Here is a 17,963-nt window from a genome sequence, read left to right as displayed (position 1 = left end):
TCATATGATTTGAAGTTTTCAAATTTTTATACTTAATAATAAACAGCATTAAAGGATCTTTCCTTTGGAATTAATGTAATGTCAGTTTTGAAAATAGAGGTTACCTTAGAGAAACCATTGCCTTTTTCTAAAAGCTTTATGAAGGCTTCTAAAAGCTCATCTTCTCCTTGTGCTTCGATTTCCACATCTCCGTTATCCAAATTTTTAGCCCATCCAGTAATATTAGTTTTTGCAGCTGCATATTTAGCATGATATCTAAAGCCCACACCTTGGACTCTTCCTTTAACTATCATATGATATCTTTTCATAAATCCTCCTTTTTAATTTATAAAAGTATTAGTATGATTTGATAATTAACATTATAGCAGAATAATACTCTGTTCTATGTTAAAGATTTATAAAAAGTGTATTGATTTTACTTTATAATACCCATATACTTAAATTTGTTATCCGATAGCTAACCGCCCCTAATACTCCAACTTCTTTAATTGGTAGGATAAGGGGTGCTAAGCTCCATAAGCAGATGCTCCAAATCTGCTTACTTCTTCGTAGCACCTAAAGCGTCTTCCTCTAATTTTTAAAAGCTTTAGGTGGAAAGAAGAAGGTTCCTTATAAATTTTCTTCTAAACTTCAGCTGGAGTAGGTATTCCTTTTAAGAGATTCCACCTGAAGCTAAGAATCACTTGATGACAAAAGGAGAGTGTTTTGCTTGAGTAATAAATTAGATTTGACTAAGGGCAGTATTGCAAAAAGTCTTTTAAAATTAGCATTACCTATTATGGGAACATCATTTTTGCAAACGGCTTATAACATAACAGATATGTTTTGGATTGGACAAGTAGGAACTAAAGAAGTAGCAGCAGTGGGAACTGCAGGATTCTTTACTTGGCTAGCTATGGCTTTTATAATTATATCCAAGGTGGGAGCAGAAGTTAAAGTCGCTCAAAATTTAGGAAGGAAAGATGTACATTCAGTTAAGCATTATATCGCCACAAGTATTCAAATTAACTTGATACTCTCTATTTCTTATTCCATAATTATCTTTATATTTAGAAAACAGCTTATTGGATTTTTTAATTTAGGAGATATGAGAGTTATAAACATGGCAGAAAGTTATCTTATGATAATTTGCTTAGGACTTATGTTTTATTTTATTAATCCCGTTTTTACAGCTATATTTAATGGAGCTGGAGATTCCAGTACTCCATTAAAAATTAACACATTAGGTTTGGTTTTTAATATAGTTTTTGATCCTATTTTAATATTTGGAATAGGACCCTTTAAGCCTATGGGGGTAGAGGGAGCAGCCATAGCTACTATATTAGCTCAGTTTTTAGTTACTGCTTGTTTTATCATCACCATACTTAAATCAAAAGAAGAGTACTTTAAATTTAGCCTCTTTGAAAGGATGAATATGGATTATGCTAAATCTATTATAAGACTTGGGATACCAGTTTCCTTTCAAAATGGTTTATTTACGGTGTTTGCCATGTTAATTGCAAGGATAATAGCTACCTGGGGAGCAGAGCCTATTGGAGTTCAAAAGATAGGATCTCAAATTGAAGCTATTTCTTGGATGACTGCAGGTGGTCTTTCTACAGCTTTAAGTGCTTTTATAGGTCAAAATTATGGAGCGGGCAATAAAAACAGAATAGTAAAAGGATACATATATACCATGATTATGGCTATGGTGATAGGTGTATTTTCTACCTTACTATTAGTGTTCTTAGGTGGAGATATTTTTAAATTATTTATACCTAATGATGCAAAAGCAACTATTATTGGTGCGGAATATTTGAAAATATTAGGATATTCACAGCTATTTATGTGCATAGAAATCACTACTACAGGGGCATTTAATGGTTTAGGAAAAACTTTATTCCCTTCAGTAGTAAGTATAATATTTACAGGATTAAGAGTGCCAGCAGCAGATTTATTATCTAGTAAAACCTCTTTGGGACTTAATGGAATATGGTGGAGCATAAGTATGAGCAGCGTATTTAAGGGAGTAATACTTACTGCAATATTCATCTATCTTATAAAAAAAGATAAACTCATGGGAAGAGATACTAAAGGAGCTTCATTAGAGATATAATTATAAATGTAATTTATTTTACCCTCACAGCATATAATGTATAGTGAATATGTTGTGAGGAGTTTTTTATGCCTGGAGATATATCAAAACACACAAAATATATGGATAGTAAACCTTATCCAGAACCAAAGGTTGAATGTGAAAATGTGTTTTATGCTAATTTACTTCTACAGGATTATGCGGGAATGGTAAGCGAATTTACAGCGGTTTCTTTATATTCATTTCAGCATATAGTAAGTGATAAAGAATACAAGGATTATGCAGAGCTTATAGGTGGTATTTCTATAGTAGAAATGAAGCATTTAGAGCTTTTGGGAGAAACCATAAAGCTTTTAGGCAGAAAACCTGCATTTATATCTTGTAGCTGTAATGAGTGGGAATACTGGAAGGCTTCCCATGTAGATTATTCAGATAACATATTGGATATGCTAAGAGCGGATATAAGAGCAGAGTCTGAAGCTATAGAGAATTATAATAAACATTTAGAGATGATAGGAGATAAATACATAAGAAAACTCTTAGATAGGATAATTATAGATGAAAAGTTACACTTAAAGCTTTTTCAAAATATGTATAATAAATATCTAATGAAAGAAAAGAAAAAAGAAGAAGAAAAAAATAAGGCGTCAAAAAGCAAAAAGCATAAAGATTAAAAGTTAAACATGTTAATAAGTTATTAATAAAGGGTTATAATGCTTATTATAGAAGGATTATACCCTTTATTTTTCTTTATACTAAAACTATAATGTGAGTAATGATTGTATCTTAATAATATCTATGTAAATAAAATAATTTGTTAACTGTGGAGGAATTCTTAAATGAGTAGCAAAGGATTAAAAATAAATTTTGGTATGCTAGCATTTATAATAATTGCTAGCAGCATTTATTTTATTATAAATTACTATATTGGGAAAAGAACTATTCAAAGGATAAATCATGTTTTTAATATAAATACAACTATTTTTTGGATAGTTTTTTGGATAATAGCCCTATCTTATGTGGCAGCTAAAATATTAGACCCTTATATGCCTTCTAGGATTACGAATGCATTTAACATTATTGGAGTATACTATATGGCAGTAATATTTTACCTTTTAATATTTTTTTCATTGTTAGATTTGGTAAAGTTATTTAATAAAAGAATACACTTTATTCCTAATATTATAATGAATTATAGTAATTTAAGCGTAGTAATTTCTTTGGTCACTGCTGTTATAATGGTACTTTTAATCTCTTTAGGTTCTTTTAATGCTAAGAATTCTTATGTGAAAAACTATAATATTAATGTAAATAAAAATGCAGGAGGTCTATCTAGCTTAAATATAGTTATGGTTTCTGATATACATCTAGGAGATCTTATTGAAAATAAAAGGCTTAAAAAGATGGTGTCAGAAATTAATGAGTTAAATCCTGACGTGGTAATAATAGCAGGGGATATTGTAGATAGCTCTATAAAGCCTTTCTTAGATAAATACATGGCAAAGGAATTTAAAAATATATATAGCAAGTATGGAGTTTATGCGGCTTTAGGCAATCATGATCTTATGATGGGAAAGGGTGATGAGATTACCCAGGCTCTAGAAGAAGAGGGAAATGTCCAAGTGTTAAGAGATAAGGCTTTATTAGTTAATGAAAGTTTTTATATTGTAGGAAGAGATGATATATCCATAAACAGAGTAAAAGGTACTAGGAAACCCCTAGAGGAAATAATAAAAGATACAGATTATAGCCTACCATTTATAGTAATTGATCATACACCAAAAGATATTGAAGAAGCTAATAACATACAGGCAGATTTGATGCTTTGTGGGCATACTCATAGAGGACAGATGATACCTAATAATTTAATAACTAGTAAAATATATGAAATTGATTATGGATATCTAAAGAAGAAAGACTTAAATATAGTGGTTTCTTCAGGTTATGGAACTTGGGGGCCACCCATAAGAATAGGCTCTAGATCAGAAATTGTAAATATTAAATTAAATTTTAAACTCCCTAACTAATATATTAATATATTAAGTTAAAAGTGTTATAATTAGCTTGGAGGTGTGTTTATATGAATAATATATTAATGGCAACCTTGTTTGTGGCATTTATTTTCTTTATACATTTTTTAAGTAAAAATACTGATTATATAATTCAAGACAACAGCTACAATATATTGAAAGATATAGAATCTCACATCCTAATAGATAGTGCAAAAATTTCCTTATTATCTTTTAGATATGTAGATAATGCTCGAATAGTATCTTTCGTATATGGTGGAGAGTTTGGCATGGCTGTTTATATTAAGGGCTTTAACGGCAAATTAAAGTTGGATTGGATTAATTATGGAGATACTAAATGTTTCTCTAGAATCATAACTACTGATAGCGGTAAGTACGTGGTGGCTGCTGGAGATAATGAAAATTGTTTTATAAGCCACATAGAAACAGAAGTGAATAAAAAAACTATAGTTATGAGTACTAGAGGAGAAAGATATTTTCTTAAAGTATGGCCTTTAATAGGTTCCGAAATTATTGATGGAATAACCTTTATGAGGTTATATGATGAAAATAATTTAAATATCACAGAAGAGCTTATGTATGATAACAGAAAAACAGAAAAAGTTATAGATGATTTTGTTTTTATTAATTAAGTTATTTTTAGTTTAGAAGATTAATCCATCTGAAGCTAAGAATCACTTTATAGGTAAAATTATAAAAAAAGCATTGCATGACACAGATATGGTCAGGCAATGCTTTTTTTATTGCTTTCTTAGATTAGAAATTCTCCACTCTACAGTAAGAGTATTGAAGTTTTGGCAATTTATATTAACTAGGCTGATAAATTCTATTCCTAATTCTTTTTGGTGGGTAGTTAGAAAGGTAGTAAATCCTATGTTGTTAGTAGAAAAACACGGCTCATAGGGCACGCCGCTAATCTCTTCAAAAATAGTTGTACTGTAAAGAGGTTTATTTAAAGAATCCAATTCTATAATGGCTTTCTTTGCTTCCTCTAAAAGTAATGAATCCAAATCGCTCATGAAAGTCCTCCTTTTTAAATCTACTTTAACAATATTCTTAATTGCATTTATATATTCCAAATAACCAATATATAGTATGCTGGTTAGAGAATATTGTTAATTACATGTATAACTACATGTTTAGCATTTAAGAAACAAAGGGTTAAGCAAGTGTTAATTAGTTGTTAACTTAGTGTATCGGCAGAAAAAATAGTGTATCATAATATATGTAAATAAAAGTGTATCGTAGTGTATCTAAAGATACACTATCATTGAAAACGTTATGTGCATGAGGTTTTCAGAAGTTGGCACGCATATTGCTTAATAAATATATATAAAGAAAAGGAGGAATAACATATGAAAGTTTTAATGGTATGTTCTGGTGGTATGTCATCTGCTATAGTAGTTAAGGCTATAAAGCAGGAAGCTGATAAAAAAGGTTTTCCACTAGAGATTAAAGCAGTGGGAACTGGAGAGTTTGAGGATGAATTAAGAGCTGAAAAGTATGATCTTGCTATAGTTGCTCCACAGGTTAAGCATAGGTTTAAGGTGTTTGAGGAGCAGGCCAGCGCTGTAGGAGTGCCAGTAGAACTTATAGTTCCTATGGGATATACACCAATAGGTGCACCTAAAGTGTTAGATCAAATTAAAAAGCATGCAAAATAGCTTCTTAATTTGTAGCTTTATTAATTAATATTTTATTTTTAATATTTATTATTTTTTAGTTTGGTTATTATTATTTTTAATAACATAATATTATTTTAAAGGGGGATACTCATGAACGCATTTTTACTTTGGCTTGAAGAAAAATTCATGCCACCAATGGCTCGTCTTTCTGAGCAAAGACACTTAAGAGCTATAAGAGACGGAGTTATATCTACATTATCATTAATTATTGTAGGTTCATTTTTCTTAATTATTGCCCAGCCACCATACAAACCACTGGCTGATGCAGTAAAACCATATGTGGGGGATATAATGATACCATTTAGACTCACTACAGGTCTTATGGCATTATACGCAGCCTACGGTATGGGATATAGCTTAGCTAAATCCTATAAACTAGACGGAGTAAGTGGAGGGGTTCTTTCACTAGTTGCCTTCTTAATGGCGACTGTTCCATTAAACGTAGATGCTGTAATGAACGAAGCTGTTAAAGCTGGCGTAAAGGGAGCAGCTCCTATGGGATGGGTACTACCTATGGGTAACCTAGGCGGTGCTGGTATGTTCACAGCAATACTTGCTATGATATTTGCGGTAGAGACACTAAGACTTCTTAAAAAATATAATGTTACTTTTAAAATGCCAGAGCAGGTGCCGGATTCTGTTGCAAGATCCTTTGAAGCTTTAATACCTGCAGCGGTAATTATAACTGTAGTTTGGGTAATCAGAGTACTACTTAAGTTTGACATAAATGCTAGATTATTATCATTATTCTCACCAGTTAAAAACGTTATGGGTAATAACCTTGCTGGTGTTGTGGTTCCAGTACTTCTTATAACATTACTATGGTCTGCTGGTATTCACGGGGTTTCAGTTATAGGTTCTGTTATAAGACCTATATGGCTGGTTCTTCTTGATGAAAACATGAAAGCTGTGGCAGCAGGGCAAGCAATGCCAAACATAGCTCCAGAACCTTTCTTCCAATGGTTAATATGGATTGGTGGATCTGGTGCTACTATAGGACTTTGTCTACTTATGGTATTCTCTAAATCTGAATATCTTAAGAGAGTTGGTAGGTTCTCCTTAGTTCCAGGTATATTTAACATTAATGAACCCATGATATTTGGTGTTCCACTGGTAATGAACCCAATACTAGCAATACCATTTGTAATTGGACCAACTGTTACTAGTATTATATCTTACTTTGCAGTTCAACTTAACTTAGTTGGGAAGTTCTATATATTAGCTCCATGGACTCTTCCAGCACCTATAGGAGCATTTATGGCTACGGGTGGAGATTGGAGAGTAGTAATATTAGTTCTTATTAATATCGCCATAACCACTTTAATATACTATCCATTCTTCAAGGTTTATGAAAAGAAGATGATAGCAGAAGAAAGAGCTAATGCTGAACTTGCTACTTCAGAAAGCATTTAAGTTTAATTAACAATAAATAACAAATTATAAGTGGCACTGAATAGTGCCACTTAGTTTTAGAAGACAAAACCAACTAATTATGGAAGGAGGACATAATAATGGCAGGACTTAAAATAGCAATAATTGGAGGAGGAAGTTCCTATACCCCTGAGATTATCGAAGGATTTATAGTTAGAAAAGATGAGCTTCCAGTGAAAGAAATACATCTAGTAGACATTAAAGAAGGTCAGGAAAAACTTAATATAGTTGGAAGCCTAGCAAAAAGAATGGTAGAAAAGGCTGGGTTAGATATAAATATAAATCTTACTTTAGATAGAAGAGAAGCATTGAAGGATGCAGATTTTGTAGTTACACAGTTTAGAGTGGGAGGTTTAGATGCCAGGGCTAAAGATGAAAGATTTCCTCTTAAATATAATGTCCTAGGTCAAGAGACCACTGGTCCAGGAGGCTTTGCTAAAGGCTTAAGAACTATACCTGTTATGCTTGATATATGCAAAGATATGGAAGAACTATGTAAAGATGCTTGGCTTATAAACTTTACTAACCCATCAGGGCTAGTAACTGAGGCGGTTAGAAAGTATACTGATATTAAGTGCTTGGGACTTTGTAATGTACCCATTCATATGAAGATGGATATAGCTTCTATGTTAGATGCTGACAGCCAGGATATATTTGTGGAATTCACAGGGCTTAACCATTTAGTTTGGGGTAGAAAAGTTTATTTAAAGGGCGAAGATGTTACATCTCAAGTTATAGATAAGCTTTTAGATGGTGCAAGTTTAAGCATGAAAAATATTACTGATTTAAAATGGAATGCTGAATTTTTAAGGGCCTTAAATATGATACCATGTCCTTATCACAGATACTTCTATATGACAGATAAACTGTTAGAAGAAGAAAAAGAAGCAGCAAGAGAAGGTGGACAGGGTACTAGAGCAGAAGTGGTTAAGGGTGTAGAAGAAAAACTTTTTGAATTATATAAAGATGTAAATCTAAAAGATAAACCCAAGGAATTAGAAAAAAGAGGCGGTGCTTATTATTCCGATGCTGCGGTTTCCTTAATAAGTGCTATTTACAATGATAAAAAAGAAATACACACCGTAAATACAGTTAATAATGGAACTATTAAAGAGTTACCTAATAATAGTGTTATTGAAACAAACTGTTTAATAGATAGAAGAGGAGCAACACCTTTAAATATAGATAAATTGCCAGCAGAGGTTTTAGGACTTTTACAAAGTGTAAAATCCTATGAAGTTAATGCGGTAGAAGCTGCGGTAAAGGGAGATAAAAGTAAAGCTATATTAGCTTTAGCATCCCATCCTTTAGTGCCTTCAGCAGCAACAGCTGTAGAAATTGTAAATGAGTTAATAGAAATAAATAAATCTTACCTACCACAATTTAAATAATTAAGGTATATACGGAGGGACTTGTAATGTTAGAAGCAGAAATTTTTGAAATTATATCCCATGGTGGAGATGCTAGAGGATATGCTTATGAATCATTAAAGGCTGCTAGAGAAGGTGACTTTGAAAAAGCAGATGAATTATTAGAAAAAGCTCAAGAAGAATTAGATATAGCACATAATACTCAAACTAAGTTGATCCAAGCTGAAATAAATGGAGAGGATTTAAAGATGAGCTTGTTAATGGTACATGCTCAGGACCAGCTTATGACAGCTATAGCTGAAAAATCACTTATAGAGCAAATGGTAGGTATGTGTAAGGAATTTAAAAGGGAGTAATGCATTATGTATAAAATGTTGTACATCGTAATAACCATACTATTTCTTTTAGGCTCAGTGTATTTAACCAAGGAAATAACTAAAAGATATAAGGTGAATAGATGGATCATTGGATTTTCTTCACCTTTTGTAATCCTCATACCCTTATTAATATTTAAAGAATTACCTATTTGGGCATGGACTATACTTTTGATTATATTCTCTTTTATGTGTATAATGTTTTTTGAAATAACCAGGCAAATGGTGGAGAACAACGAGATAAAAGGGGTTGCTAAGTTCGATACTAAAAAGAAAAATAAGTGATGGTGATATAGTTTTGAAACATGAGCATGTGTACAAAACTTTACTTAAGATATGTGAAAAACAAAGTGTTAAAAATGAAAGCATTGGAATTAGTGCTGGAGAGCTCGCAAAGTTATTAGATATGAAAAGACCTAATGTGGTTAGGGAATTAACTAAGCTTGTTAATATGGGAAGGGTGAGCAAAAAACAAGGAAGACCAGTGCTTTATTTTACTCTTGATAAACCAAAGCAGGAAGATAATGAGGATTTCGCAAGGATAGTAGAGACAGATAATGACTTTTTTAACAGCCTTACTGGGAAAGATAGTAGTTTAAAACATCCTATATCCTTAGCTAAGGCTGCTATTGTCTATCCACCTAAAGGGCTTCATACCCTTATTGTAGGAGAAACAGGTGTGGGAAAATCTTTTTTTGCAAAGTGTATGTTTAAATATGCTCTAGACATAAATAGGGTAAAAGACGAAAGCAGGTTTGCGGTATTTAATTGCGCAGACTATGCTAATAACCCACAACTTCTAATATCTCATCTTTTTGGGGTAAAAAAAGGTGCTTACACCGGTGCTCATGAAGATAGAGAAGGTATTATTGAGAAGAGTAGAGATGGAATATTATTTTTAGATGAAATCCATAGGCTGCCTCCAGAGGGTCAAGAAATGCTATTTACACTTATAGACAATGGCTATTATGTTCCCTTGGGTAGCACAAAGGAAGTTACTATCTCCGTTATGATAATATGTGCCACTACTGAAAATACCGATTCCACATTATTACGAACTTTCAAAAGAAGAATTCCTGTTACTATTTCATTGCCTCCACTTAGAGAAAGAAGCACTGATGAAAGACTTCATCTTATTAAAAACTTTCTTGAGGAGGAATCCAATAGAATTCATAAGGGTATTGAAATAGAGAGTCAAGCTTTAACAGCTCTTTTAAATTATGAATGCCTAAATAATATAGGACAATTAAAAAGTGACATCCAAATAGCTTGTGCTAAGGCTTTTTTAAGAAGCATGGTGGATGGAGAAGATGTTTACATTCGTACAGAGGATTTTAATGAAGAGGTTAAAAAAGGATTACTTATTTCAAAGAAAGTAAAGGCTGAAGATTATAGTTTTAATATAGATTCCAATTTAACTACTGGTTACGATAACGGTGAAGGGGACAAATACGATTTGTCCAATAATATCTATGATTTCATAGAAGATAGAACTAAATACCTCCAAGAAACAGGGATAGACAGTAAATCTATAACACTTAAAATCTCTGAAGAAATAGAAACCTATATAAGTAGATACCTAAATAATTTAGAACCTAGGGAACAGGAAGACGAAATAAAGCTTATTATTAATAATGATCTTTATGATTTTTTAAAAGCCTTTATGCATTTAGCTGAATTTAAGCTAGAAAGAAAGCTTTCTAAAAATACTTTTCTTGGGCTATTGATACATTTAGATACTTTTTTGATTAGAGCAAAAGAAGGGAAGCTTATAGAAAACCCTAAGCTAACCACTATAAGAAAGCAATATTCAAAGGAATTTAAGGTTGCCATGCTACTAGCTGAAAAAGTGGAAGAAAAATATAACATAGATATACCTATGGATGAAATAGGCTTTATAACTATGTTCTTTGCAGCGGATATACAGGATAAGGAAGGCAGAGTTGCAGTTATAGTAGCTATGCATGGAAATAGTACAGCTACTTCTATGGCAGATGTAGCAAATCAGCTATTAAATACCAAGCATGCCAAGGCTTTTGATCTTCCTCTCTCCATGAAGCCGGAAGAAGGCTTAGATAAAATTAAGGAATTGGTAAGAAAATATGATGAAGGTAAAGGTGCGTTAATTCTTGTAGACATGGGATCCTTAAAGTTCTTTGGTCAAGTAATTGAAGAAGATACGGGAATAAGGACTATAGCCATTGATATGGTAAGCACTCCCATGGTAATTGAAGCTACAAGAAAGGCTCTTATAAATCAAAGCCTAGAGGAAATATCGGAATCTGTAGATTTGGAAAGTAGATATCTAGGTAAGTGTAATGATGAATTGAATATAAAAAAAGATAATGTGATAATAACGGCTTGTTCCACTGGACATGGTACAGCGGAAAAGTTAAAGGAATTGATTTATAAAAAATATCCAGAAGATGAGTACAAGGTTATTAACTTATCCATTAAAGATAGAAAAAAATTTATGGATACTATAAAAGGTATTAAAAAGAAGTCTAATGTATTATGTGTTATTAGTGCATTTAAGGTGGATATACCTGGGATAAAATACTATCCATTGGATGAGTTTTTGAAGGATTATGCTCCTACGGAAAAAGAAAACCAAGAGCTATTTAAAAATATGGAAATAGTGTATAAAGAACATTTGGAACTTCCAAGAGGTAAGGAGATATTAAATGATTTTTTCACTATTCTTGAAAAAATAAGTTATAAGTTTGGGCTTCATTTTGATGTGGAGAAGACTAATGGTATATTAATGCATTTAGGATGTTTAACAGAAAAAATTATAAGTAAAGAAGAAACTCCAAAATGTGAAAATATAAATACTGTTCTTTCACGAAACTTTGAAATTTATGAAAGCTTAAGCCTTGAGCTTAAAACTATAGAAAAAAAATTAATTATAAAATACAATGACCATGATATATGTAATTTAATAGAAATACTACTAAATGAATAATAGAGGTGACAATATGAATAAATTAGGGATTTCACTTTATCCTATGCACTCTTCCCCAGAAAAAGATAAAGAGTACATTGATTTAGCTTCTAAATACGGTTTTAAAAGAGTGTTTACTTGTTTGCTTTCTGTGGATGGAGACAAAGATAAAATATTACAATCCTTTAAGGATGCTATACAACATGCAAGCTCTAAGGGGATGGAGGTTATAGCTGACGTTAGCCCCAGAATATTTAATGAGTTAGGTATAAGCTATAATGACTTATCCTTTTTTCACAATTTAGGAGCTCATGGCATAAGGCTAGATATGGGCTTTACAGGAAGTGAAGAGTCAACTATGACTTTTAATCCTTATAATCTTAAAATAGAAGTAAACATGAGCAATGTAACAAAGTATTTAGATAACATAATGACTTACAAACCTAATAAAGAAAATTTAATAGGTTGTCACAATTTCTATCCTCATAGATATGCAGGATTATCCTATGAACACTTTATTAAAAGCAGTGAGCAATTCAAAGCTCATGGGTTAAGAACTGCAGCTTTCGTTTCTTCAAATAATGCGGAGTTTGGTCCTTGGCCTATTATGGAAGGTTTGCCTACATTGGAAATGCATAGAAATCTTCCTATAGATGTTCAAGCAAAACATCTTTTTGCTACAGGATTAATTGATGATGTTATAATTTCAAACTGTTATGCTTCAGAAGAGGAATTAAAAGCCTTATCAGAAGTAAATGCTAATCTTATGACTTTTAATGTGGAGTTATATGAAGGGGTAGAGGAACTACAAAAAACTATTATCTTTGATGAGAAGCATTTTTATAGAGGGGATGTTTCCGATTACCTTATTAGAAGTACCCAAAGTAGAGTTAAGTATAAGGGATATGATTTTCAGCCTTTTAACACCAGGGATATTAAAAGAGGAGACATACTAATAGAAAATAACTTATACATGCAATATGCAGGTGAATTACAAATTGCCATAAAGGATATGGAGAATTCAGGAAAGACCAATGTGGTAGGAAGAATTAGAGAAGAAGAAATTATGCTATTAGATTATCTAGAGCCTTGGGAAAAGTTTGCTTTTAAAAATAATAAATAATAGAGCTAACAGTAACTAATATAAAGCCAGCATTTAAATGCTGGCTTTATATAAAATATGCGTTTTACAGAATTGTATTTAATTATTATATTTATTAGTCATGGAAAAATAATTTTAGGAGGGAAATTATGGAGTATATAATTGGAGTAGATGGTGGGGGGACTAAAACAGAAGTAGTAGCTTATGATCTTTCAGGAAAGGAATTATATAGGACCCAAGGTGGTTATGGGAATTTATCAGTAAATATTCAGGAAGCTTTAAATAATATAGTAACTACCATAGGGGAATGTGTGGCTAAATTAAAGGAAGATGAATGCTTGTTTATAGCTTTAGGATTAGCAGGAATTGAAAGCGGCAAAAATAAGGAAATAGTAACGGAAAAACTAAAAGAATGTTTTAATGTAGAAGTTGAAGCAATGAATGACGCAGATATAGCATTAGCTGCTTTATTAAAAGGAGAAGATGGTATATTAACTATTGCAGGTACAGGCTCCATTTGTTATGGAATAAGTAATAATAATAAAGCTAGAGCAGGTGGATGGGGTCATCTCATAGGGGATGAAGGCTCGGGATACTACATATCCATGGCAGCTATTAAGCATATGTCCAGGAGAGATGATGAAGGCTTTTCTTTAGACTTTATTTCTAAAAGCATATTATCTCAGCTTTCATTAAGCACAGCTCAAGATATTAAGGGCTTTGTATATTCTAAATCCAAAGCGGATATAGCATCCTTAGCCACTGTGGTGGTAAATTGTGCAGAGGCAGGAGATAACATAGCTATTGACATATTAAAGAAGGCAGGGAGAGATTTAGCCATTACCACTTGGGAGGTTTGTAAAAAGCTAGAGCTAGATGAAGGGGTTAATATAGGGATAGTAGGAAGTGTTTTAAAGAAGTGTAATATAGTTAGTGAAGCTTTTGAAGAGGAGTTATCTCAGAGGTTACAAAGCTTTAATATAGTAAGGGAAGATACCTCACCTGCTATGGGGGCATACTATATATATCATAAGAAAAAAGCACAAAAATAAATATTGAAGTTTTTTTAATAAGGTATATAATGTTTCTATAGTATATTTATATAACAAGTTTATTTAGGGGGATTCTCTATGGAAAGAGAAAAAATAGGCTATAAATCAACATGCCCATACTGTAGAAAAAACACTATTTCTTTATGGAGAAGGCAATGGATGAGCAAGCATAATCCATTAGTTTGTAAAGAATGTGGAAAAGAAATTTATCCCGTGGAAAAGAAATCATATTTAATGGATATACCCATATTAATATCACTAGTTATATCCATGGTAGCTTCATATTTGACAAAAAACTTATTTATATTTATACCAATATACTATCTAGGAATTATAATAAGTTTATTTCTTCAGTATGTATATGTACCTCTTACTTATAAGCAAAATTAGTAGTATGGGTTTATCCATACTACTTTTATTTATATTATAATACTTACTATTTAAATATTATTTACAATGTGATAGAATAAATTTATAAATTAGTCATAATTTTCTTGATGGAAGGAGAGAACATGAAAGTAAAATCAATACCTAATATATTATTATCTATAGTTTTTTTTGTACTTTCATATATAATGTTTAAATCCTTCTCTGACCTAAATGGTATTACTGTTATAGACGGTAATGGGACGAGGATAAAAATATTAAACATAGAAATTGCAAAATCGGTTCCTTCAAATACTATATACATATATAAGGCCGTTTTTTTCGTGTTAAGCTTTATATTTATTTGTTCTGCAGCATATAACGTTTACAGAGCGGTTAAAATTAAGTGAAAAAGAACTAATTAATTGAGAATTTAAAATTTAAAATTCAAAATTTAAAATTAAGGATGAAACTCCTGCCGGAGTTTCCTTAAACTAATACAAAACAAAAAACTCCCTAAGGAGTTTTTTGTTTTGAAAATATATTCGTAATTTTTCTGATGTTTTTTCAGAAAAATATCCTTCATTCTCAATTCTCAATTTTAAATTATCTCAAAGCATTCTTTTGTTTCTCCGCAGATAGGGCAGTACCAATCCTCAGGCAAATCCTCAAAGGAAGTTCCAGAGGGGATACCAAAAGTGGGGTCACCTATAGATGGGTCATATATATATCCACATTCAACACAAACATATTTTTTCATGAATTTTCACCTTTAATTATTTATACTTTCTTTAAGGGTATGCCATGCTAATACCGCGCATTTTACTCTTGCAGGCATATTAGAAATGTTTTTTAAAACTATAGCATCTCCTAATTTTTCTAATTCTTCTTCATTTGTTAATTCTCGTTTAATCATACCTAAGAAAGTTTCTACTAACACTAAGGCTTCTGATTTTGTTTTCCCTTTAATAAGGTCTATCATCATGGAGGTGGAGGCTTGTGAAATAGCACAACCAATACCTGTAAAGGCTGCATCTTTAATTACCTCTCCGTCAAATTCCACTTCTAAAGCAATTTCGTCCCCACAGCTTGGATTATGACCTTTCTCTATAACATCTGCATGACACAAGTGCCTTCTATTTCTTTCTGAAGAGTTATGTTCCATAATGAGCTCGGTATAGATAGAATTAAGATCCATATCCTAGCCACCTCCTAACATTTTTAATACTATCAATAAATATATCTACATCTTCTTTAGTATTATATAGATAAAAACTAGCTCTACAGGTGGAATTGATATTCATGTATCTCATTAAAGGCTGAGCACAATGATTTCCAGAACGTATAGCTACACCATAAGAATCTAAAATAGTAGATACATCATGAGGATGAACATCTTTAATGTTAAAAGATATTACTCCTCCTTTTTTATGAAGTTCTTTAGGGCCATAAATGGTAACCACCTCTAGCTGGCTAAGCTTTTCATGAGCATATTCTAATAGCTGCTGCACATGATTTTCTATATTATCTATACCCACATGATTAATATATTTAATGGCCTCCTGCAAGCCAATGGCAGCTTCAACATTTTGTGTTCCACCTTCAAATTTGTATGGAAGTTCTGCGTAAGTGGTATCTTGCTCATAAACATATTCTACCATATCTCCACCAAAAAGAAAGGGAGTCATTTTATTAAGGAGATGTTTTTTACCATATAAAACTCCTATACCCATAGGTGACATTATCTTGTGTCCTGAAAACACTAAAAAGTCTGCATCTAAGTCTTGTACGTCTACAGCCATGTGAGCTATGCTTTGAGCCGCATCTACGCAGGCAACTGCACCAACTTCATGAGCCCTTTTAATTATTTCTTTAACTGGTAATATAGTACCTAAAGCATTAGACATTTGAGTAATAGATACGAGTTTTGTTTTAGAGGTTATCTTTTCTTCTATTTCACTTATAGGTATTTCACCATTTTCATCTAAATAAAGATATTTTAGAACTGCTCCCTTAGCTTTAGCAACTTGTTGCCAAGGAATCAAATTACTATGATGTTCTGAAATAGAAATAACTATTTCATCATTAGCATTTATGAAATTCATACCATAGCTCTGAGCTATAATATTAAAACTTTCTGTAGCACCTTTAGTGAATATTATTTCTTCTGAGTATTTAGCATTTAAAAACTCTTTTATGGTTTTTCTAGCATTATCATGAGCTTCCGTACTAGCAGTGCTTAAAAAATATGCCCCTCTGTGAGGGTTAGCATTGATGTTTTCATAGTAATTTTTAATAGCATTAATTACAGAAAGAGGCTTTTGTGCTGTGGCAGCACTATCTAAATATACAAGCCTCTTTCCATTGACTTCTTTATTTAATACTGGGAAATCTTTAATATATTTTAAAACATCAAAATCCTTATTCATTTTCAAGGCGCCTCTTTATGTCTAGCTTAATAGTTTCCCTTAAATCCTCTACAGGAATTTTATCTAATATAGGTGCAAAGGAAGCTTCTATAAATATTCTCTTTGCTTCTTTTTCACTAAAACCTCTGCTCATAAGATAAAATAACTTTGACTCGTCTATTCTTCCTGCACTAGCGGCGTGTTCACCCTCTACATCATCTTCATCACATAGAAGTAGGGGAACAGCATCGCTTTTAGCTTTTGGACTTAGAAGCATAGCATATTCTTCTTCCCTACCTTTAGAACGAACAGAACCTTTTTTAAAGTCTATGGTGCCTCTAAATATTTTTTCGCATTCATCTAAAAGTACACCTTTTGCCAATATATTGCCTTTAGCTCTTCTTCCTATATGGCTCATAACGTAATTCATATCAATATATCTTTTACCACTGCCAAAGTACATGGTATCAGCGTGAGCCAAGGAGTTATCACCCACTAAATAAGAGTGACTGCTAGTAATGCTATTTTTCCCACCTAGTTCTATAGAAACGACATTTACTTCTGCATTTCCTTCAACCACAGCCAGGGAAGCATCAAAATGATTTGAATTATCATTTAATGTTTGAATTTTAATAACATTAACTTTTGAACCTGGTTTTGCATAAATCTTAGTAACTCCGTTATGAAAAGCAGATATGTCATTTTCTGATTTATATTGGAGTATTACTGTAAAAGAACTGTTTTCTTCTGCAATAATAATATTCCTATCTATTATAGCTTTATTATCTTCATCAGCTTTAAACTCTGCTACTATAGGCTCTGATATTTGAACTCCTTTAGAACTTTGTATTACCATACCACAGTTATTGTCGGTCTCTGCCATGGAGCTAAGAGATTCTCCCACACCATATTGATATTCCTTATTAGTATTAATAAACTTTACATTATTAACTAATGATTGTATGGTAATATCTGAAGTAGGGGAAGAAGGTAGATAATCTTTATTATATGGTTTTATTTCTGGAACATCTACATCCTTTAGGGTTATATCATTAACTTGTAGCCATCTATAAGTTCTTACAGGAATTTTATTTATATTATTAAACATTGATTGCTGCATATCTTCC

The 17,963-nt window shown here is 32.0% G+C and carries 20 protein-coding genes; 14 read left to right on the top strand and 6 right to left on the bottom strand.

The genetic code is table 11. The annotated features are described in order from the left end of the window. Nucleotides 1–32: 32 nt before the first annotated feature. Nucleotides 33–308: an acylphosphatase gene (locus BUA82_RS11070; protein WP_073007859.1), complete on the bottom strand. Its 276-nt coding sequence runs from the start codon at nucleotides 306–308 to the stop codon at nucleotides 33–35. Nucleotides 309–709: 401 nt separating this feature from the next. On the opposite strand from BUA82_RS11070, the gene BUA82_RS11065 reads away from it, so the two are divergent. The 4 genes from BUA82_RS11065 (at nucleotide 710) to BUA82_RS11050 (ending at nucleotide 4,736) form a co-directional block, all read left to right on the top strand. Next, entirely contained in the window at nucleotides 710–2,095 is a 1,386-nt protein-coding gene (locus BUA82_RS11065) for an MATE family efflux transporter (RefSeq protein ID WP_073007856.1), read from the top strand. Nucleotides 2,096–2,163: 68 nt separating this feature from the next. After that, the gene (locus BUA82_RS11060) at nucleotides 2,164–2,748 is read left to right on the top strand and encodes a ferritin-like domain-containing protein (RefSeq protein ID WP_073007853.1); all 585 of its coding nucleotides are present in this window, start codon (nucleotides 2,164–2,166) and stop codon (nucleotides 2,746–2,748) included. 165 nt (nucleotides 2,749–2,913) lie between these two features. Then, nucleotides 2,914–4,101, top strand: coding sequence for a metallophosphoesterase (locus BUA82_RS11055; RefSeq protein WP_083599902.1), 1,188 nt, complete (start codon nucleotides 2,914–2,916; stop codon nucleotides 4,099–4,101). Between the two features lie 53 nt (nucleotides 4,102–4,154). Further along, on the top strand, nucleotides 4,155–4,736 hold the full coding sequence (locus BUA82_RS11050) for a hypothetical protein (protein WP_073007851.1): 582 nt from the start codon (nucleotides 4,155–4,157) through the stop codon (nucleotides 4,734–4,736). Nucleotides 4,737–4,844: 108 nt separating this feature from the next. Here the strand turns inward: BUA82_RS11050 and BUA82_RS11045 are convergent, their stop codons facing one another. Next, nucleotides 4,845–5,123: a hypothetical protein gene (locus BUA82_RS11045; protein ID WP_073007848.1), complete on the bottom strand. Its 279-nt coding sequence runs from the start codon at nucleotides 5,121–5,123 to the stop codon at nucleotides 4,845–4,847. A 336-nt stretch (nucleotides 5,124–5,459) separates the two neighbouring features. On the opposite strand from BUA82_RS11045, the gene BUA82_RS11040 reads away from it, so the two are divergent. The 10 genes from BUA82_RS11040 to BUA82_RS10995 all read left to right on the top strand — a co-directional run bounded on the left by BUA82_RS11040 (nucleotide 5,460) and on the right by BUA82_RS10995 (nucleotide 14,838). Next, nucleotides 5,460–5,768, top strand: a complete 309-nt coding sequence (locus tag BUA82_RS11040; protein WP_073007846.1) for a PTS sugar transporter subunit IIB — start codon at nucleotides 5,460–5,462, stop codon at nucleotides 5,766–5,768. 111 nt (nucleotides 5,769–5,879) lie between these two features. Further along, complete coding sequence (locus BUA82_RS11035) at nucleotides 5,880–7,202, top strand: PTS sugar transporter subunit IIC (RefSeq protein WP_073007844.1); 1,323 nt, start codon at nucleotides 5,880–5,882, stop codon at nucleotides 7,200–7,202. 98 nt (nucleotides 7,203–7,300) lie between these two features. Beyond that, the gene (locus BUA82_RS11030; protein WP_073007842.1) at nucleotides 7,301–8,611 is read left to right on the top strand and encodes a 6-phospho-beta-glucosidase; all 1,311 of its coding nucleotides are present in this window, start codon (nucleotides 7,301–7,303) and stop codon (nucleotides 8,609–8,611) included. 26 nt (nucleotides 8,612–8,637) lie between these two features. Next, entirely contained in the window at nucleotides 8,638–8,946 is a 309-nt protein-coding gene (locus BUA82_RS11025; RefSeq protein ID WP_073007840.1) for a PTS sugar transporter subunit IIA, read from the top strand. A 6-nt stretch (nucleotides 8,947–8,952) separates the two neighbouring features. Further along, a complete protein-coding gene (locus BUA82_RS11020) occupies nucleotides 8,953–9,249 on the top strand; it encodes a hypothetical protein (protein WP_073007838.1) in 297 nt (98 codons plus the stop codon). Between the two features lie 13 nt (nucleotides 9,250–9,262). Then, entirely contained in the window at nucleotides 9,263–11,929 is a 2,667-nt protein-coding gene (locus BUA82_RS11015) for a sigma-54-dependent transcriptional regulator (protein ID WP_083599901.1), read from the top strand. A gap of 13 nt (nucleotides 11,930–11,942) precedes the next feature. Next, the gene (locus BUA82_RS11010; protein ID WP_073007835.1) at nucleotides 11,943–13,031 is read left to right on the top strand and encodes a DUF871 domain-containing protein; all 1,089 of its coding nucleotides are present in this window, start codon (nucleotides 11,943–11,945) and stop codon (nucleotides 13,029–13,031) included. A 128-nt stretch (nucleotides 13,032–13,159) separates the two neighbouring features. Beyond that, nucleotides 13,160–14,062 (top strand): N-acetylglucosamine kinase, encoded by a 903-nt coding sequence (locus BUA82_RS11005; RefSeq protein ID WP_073007833.1) that lies wholly within the window; start codon nucleotides 13,160–13,162, stop codon nucleotides 14,060–14,062. Nucleotides 14,063–14,140: 78 nt separating this feature from the next. Continuing rightward, entirely contained in the window at nucleotides 14,141–14,452 is a 312-nt protein-coding gene (locus tag BUA82_RS11000; protein WP_073007831.1) for a hypothetical protein, read from the top strand. Nucleotides 14,453–14,574: 122 nt separating this feature from the next. Further along, a complete protein-coding gene (locus BUA82_RS10995; RefSeq protein WP_073007829.1) occupies nucleotides 14,575–14,838 on the top strand; it encodes a hypothetical protein in 264 nt (87 codons plus the stop codon). Between the two features lie 191 nt (nucleotides 14,839–15,029). Here the strand turns inward: BUA82_RS10995 and BUA82_RS10990 are convergent, their stop codons facing one another. From BUA82_RS10990 to sufD, 4 genes are read right to left on the bottom strand one after another with little or no spacing between them, the layout of a single operon-like run. Further along, nucleotides 15,030–15,188: a rubredoxin gene (locus BUA82_RS10990; protein ID WP_073007826.1), complete on the bottom strand. Its 159-nt coding sequence runs from the start codon at nucleotides 15,186–15,188 to the stop codon at nucleotides 15,030–15,032. 12 nt (nucleotides 15,189–15,200) lie between these two features. Continuing rightward, nucleotides 15,201–15,626 carry a Fe-S cluster assembly sulfur transfer protein SufU gene (gene sufU / locus BUA82_RS10985; protein ID WP_073007822.1) on the bottom strand — a complete coding sequence of 142 codons (426 nt, stop codon included), beginning with the start codon at nucleotides 15,624–15,626 and terminating at the stop codon, nucleotides 15,201–15,203. Continuing rightward, nucleotides 15,616–16,857 carry a cysteine desulfurase gene (locus BUA82_RS10980; protein WP_073007819.1) on the bottom strand — a complete coding sequence of 414 codons (1,242 nt, stop codon included), beginning with the start codon at nucleotides 16,855–16,857 and terminating at the stop codon, nucleotides 15,616–15,618. The genes sufU and BUA82_RS10980 overlap by 11 nt, the downstream gene beginning before the upstream one ends. After that, nucleotides 16,850–17,956: a Fe-S cluster assembly protein SufD gene (sufD, locus tag BUA82_RS10975; RefSeq protein WP_073007815.1), complete on the bottom strand. Its 1,107-nt coding sequence runs from the start codon at nucleotides 17,954–17,956 to the stop codon at nucleotides 16,850–16,852. Before sufD ends, BUA82_RS10980 begins: the two co-directional genes overlap by 8 nt. Between the last annotated feature and the right edge of the window lie 7 nt (nucleotides 17,957–17,963).

This window comes from Clostridium amylolyticum, from assembly GCF_900142075.1.
Taxonomy (GTDB): Bacteria; Bacillota; Clostridia; order Clostridiales; family Clostridiaceae; genus Clostridium_AA; species Clostridium_AA amylolyticum.
The sequence above is the reverse complement of the archived record's forward strand: the minus strand, read 5'-3'. Positions and strand labels throughout refer to the sequence as shown.